A 2,835-nucleotide genomic window follows, 5' to 3' on the forward strand; every position below is an offset into this window, starting at 1 on the left:
CTTATGCCGCTCGGCGATTTTATTCCGCATACCGCAGACATCCTTGCCGACTGCGGCGGGACGGTATATTTGTAAAAAAGAAGCGGCAGCGCTTATGGCGCCGCCAAAACCGGTTCGAATGGCCTTCGAAACTTAACCGATCTAAGGCAAAGCTTAAATTTTTTTATCTCGCTGGAATCGCCGCAAGAGCCCTAATCGCCCGTAAGGATATTTTACGACGATATGTATCGAAGCATCATAGAAGGCACGGGCGAGCCTGCGCGGCGCCGCATAAATTCGTAACGCAGCGTGAAATTTCCGTCCGATTTGTAGAGCTTAAATTTAAAAAACCTGCGTCGTCGCCGTAAGCTGAAATTTTGCGCGATTGTTTTAAAATACATTTAAAATTTTAAGGAGAGCTCATGGCATTTTCGGATTTTTTTAAAAAAGGCGGCAAAAATAGCGCAAACGCTGCAAAGATCGGCAAGACCGCGCAAGAGCGCAAGGATATAAGCATCGAAATTTTAAAATCCCAAGGCGTGCCGTTTACCCTCCATCTGCCGCTGCGGTACGAGACGGACGAGGTCATCCCGCGCGAAAAGGACGAAGTCATCGCTCGCGCGATCTGCTCATACGCGACGGTAATGTGCGCCTGCTCGATCAGGGACGAGGGCAAGCTCGCGGATGAGGATAAGCAGGGCGTGCAGGGCTTTCTAGATAATCGCTACGGCTGCATAGACAAGCTCACGCGCATGGAGCGCCGCGTCACGCAGGGCGAGGCAAGCCGCGACGAGGCCGTAAATATGGGCTGGAAATACGAGTCGCTGTGGGCGCTGATGTGGGCCATGGGGCTCGTGGATGAGCTTAGCTTTCCGAGCGAGATCTGCGACTGCGCCTTTGTGATGGACACCTTTAGCGGTGGCGATTTTTCGGCGCGCGTGAAGCTGCGCGATACGGATGAAATTTTACAGGCGCTTGATCTCATCTACCGCTACCACTGGGCGTGCGTCAATGCCCGCGTGCACGGCTCAGACTGCGCGGGGCTCGACGAAGAGGTCGTGATGGAGAGACGCGGCGGGCTGGAGTGGCTGTGCTGCAAAGGGGCGGAGAATGATAATCTGACGGATGAATATAATGCGTGGGATTATCCTGATCTGAATACCTAGCAGCCCCTCTTTTTCCTTTATACGTCGTTGGAAATTTGCCGAATTTCAGTCACGTATTATAATATACGCTCTTTCATTCGGCTCATTTCCGCCTCGTCTAAAGAAAAAATACTACGCCTTAATTTTTAAATCTGACACATCAAAAATTTTGACCTACCCGGTCACAGACAAGCAATATGCTCCACTCTCCACTGCCGACCATCGGCGGCTACAAGCAGAACGAAGCAGTAGCGCTTCTAAACTACCTACGATCCATCTTAAATGTTTTAAAATTTTACGACCTCGCTTTGAAATTTTGCGCTCAAGCTTAAAGCAAAATTTTAAATCAAAGCCGCGTAAACAGATCCAAACAAACAACGACCAAAATCCGCAAACCGGCAACTAAATTTCACAAACATAGCGGATAAATCAAAACTATGCAGGTCGAATTCACCGCTAAAATTTAGCGAGAGAATTCCGTCGTACGGCTCATTTTTTGCGTAGCAGGTCCTTTAGGCTCGCCCTTACGTCCTTGCCACGCAGAATTTGCGCGACCTCGGTAGCGATCGGAGCGTAGATCTTGTGCTTTGTCGCGATATTTACGACCGCTTCGGTCGTAGCCACGCCCTCGGCGACCTCGCCTAACTCGCGCAGAATTTCCTCGAGCCCTTTGCCGCGCGCAAGCCCTAGTCCCACGCGGTAGTTTCGCGATAGTGCACTCGAGGCAGTCAAAAACAGATCACCCACGCCACTTAAGCCCAAAAAGGTCTCGTCTCGCGCGCCGAAAAATTTGCCGAAGCGCGCGATCTCCACGATGCCGCGCGCGATCAAGCTCGCTCTAGCGTTATTGCCGAGCTCGAGCCCATCGCAAACGCCGCTAGCGATAGCGATGACATTTTTATACGCGCCGCACACCTCTGCGCCGATGATATCGCCACTCGTGTAGGTCTTGATGTAGGCAGGGAAGGCACTTGCGAAAAGTTCGGCTAGATTTTCGTTACACGAGCTTACGACGAGCGCGCAAGGCAGCTTCTGCATGACTTCAGTGGCAAACGACGGACCCGATAGATAAGCAAGATTGCCGCGCGCGACATACGCTTCAAAAATTTCGTTCAAAAACCTGCCGCTAGCCGCGTCGATGCCCTTGGAAGCGACTAGAATTTTTTGATTTTTGTAGGTGAAATTTTGATCCAGCCACTGCGCGGTTTGTTGCGCCGCGAGCGCGAAAACGAGCGCTTCGCACTCCAATGCCTCACTCACGCTTACAAAATGCGGAATTTGCCTTGGCGTGCGAGAAGTGATGACGCATTCGTTTTTCGCGCTAAGCGCGTCAAAAAGCGCGCTGCCCCATTTGCCCGCGCCGATAACCGCGATTTTCATTATGTTCCTTTTTAAAAATTTATTCGCAAATTTGCGGTTTTTCAAATTTCATTCTCTTGAAATTCCCGCTCTTTGAAAATTTAGCCCAAAAGCGCCGACATGAGCCTGCGCAAACGCTAGCAGAAGCCACGCTTTAAAATTCGCTTTTTAAAATTTTATCTCGTCAAAATTTCGTCTTGTTAAAATTTCGCGCTTTTGAAATTTACTCAGCCAAAACTTCGCTTTTTTTAAAATTTACCTCACTAAAATTTCATACTTTTAAGGTTTTGCTCTTCCGCCAAAAAACACTTTCACAAAAGGCGCGGCAGTGAACGAATGAGAAGATCGGAAG

2 protein-coding genes are annotated in these 2,835 nt (G+C 49.7%); one reads left to right on the top strand and one right to left on the bottom strand.

The genetic code is table 11. The annotated features are described in order from the left end of the window. Positions 1 to 401: 401 nt before the first annotated feature. Entirely contained in the window at positions 402 to 1,145 is a 744-nt protein-coding gene (locus Q0256_RS05130) for a DUF4272 domain-containing protein (RefSeq protein ID WP_297960720.1), read from the top strand. A 468-nt stretch (positions 1,146 to 1,613) separates the two neighbouring features. On the opposite strand, the gene Q0256_RS05135 is transcribed toward Q0256_RS05130, so the two are convergent. Further along, entirely contained in the window at positions 1,614 to 2,507 is an 894-nt protein-coding gene (locus Q0256_RS05135) for an NAD(P)H-dependent glycerol-3-phosphate dehydrogenase (protein WP_297960723.1), read from the bottom strand. Positions 2,508 to 2,835: the final 328 nt, after the last annotated feature.

Source organism: uncultured Campylobacter sp. (assembly GCF_937949835.1).
Taxonomy (GTDB): Bacteria; Campylobacterota; Campylobacteria; order Campylobacterales; family Campylobacteraceae; genus Campylobacter_B.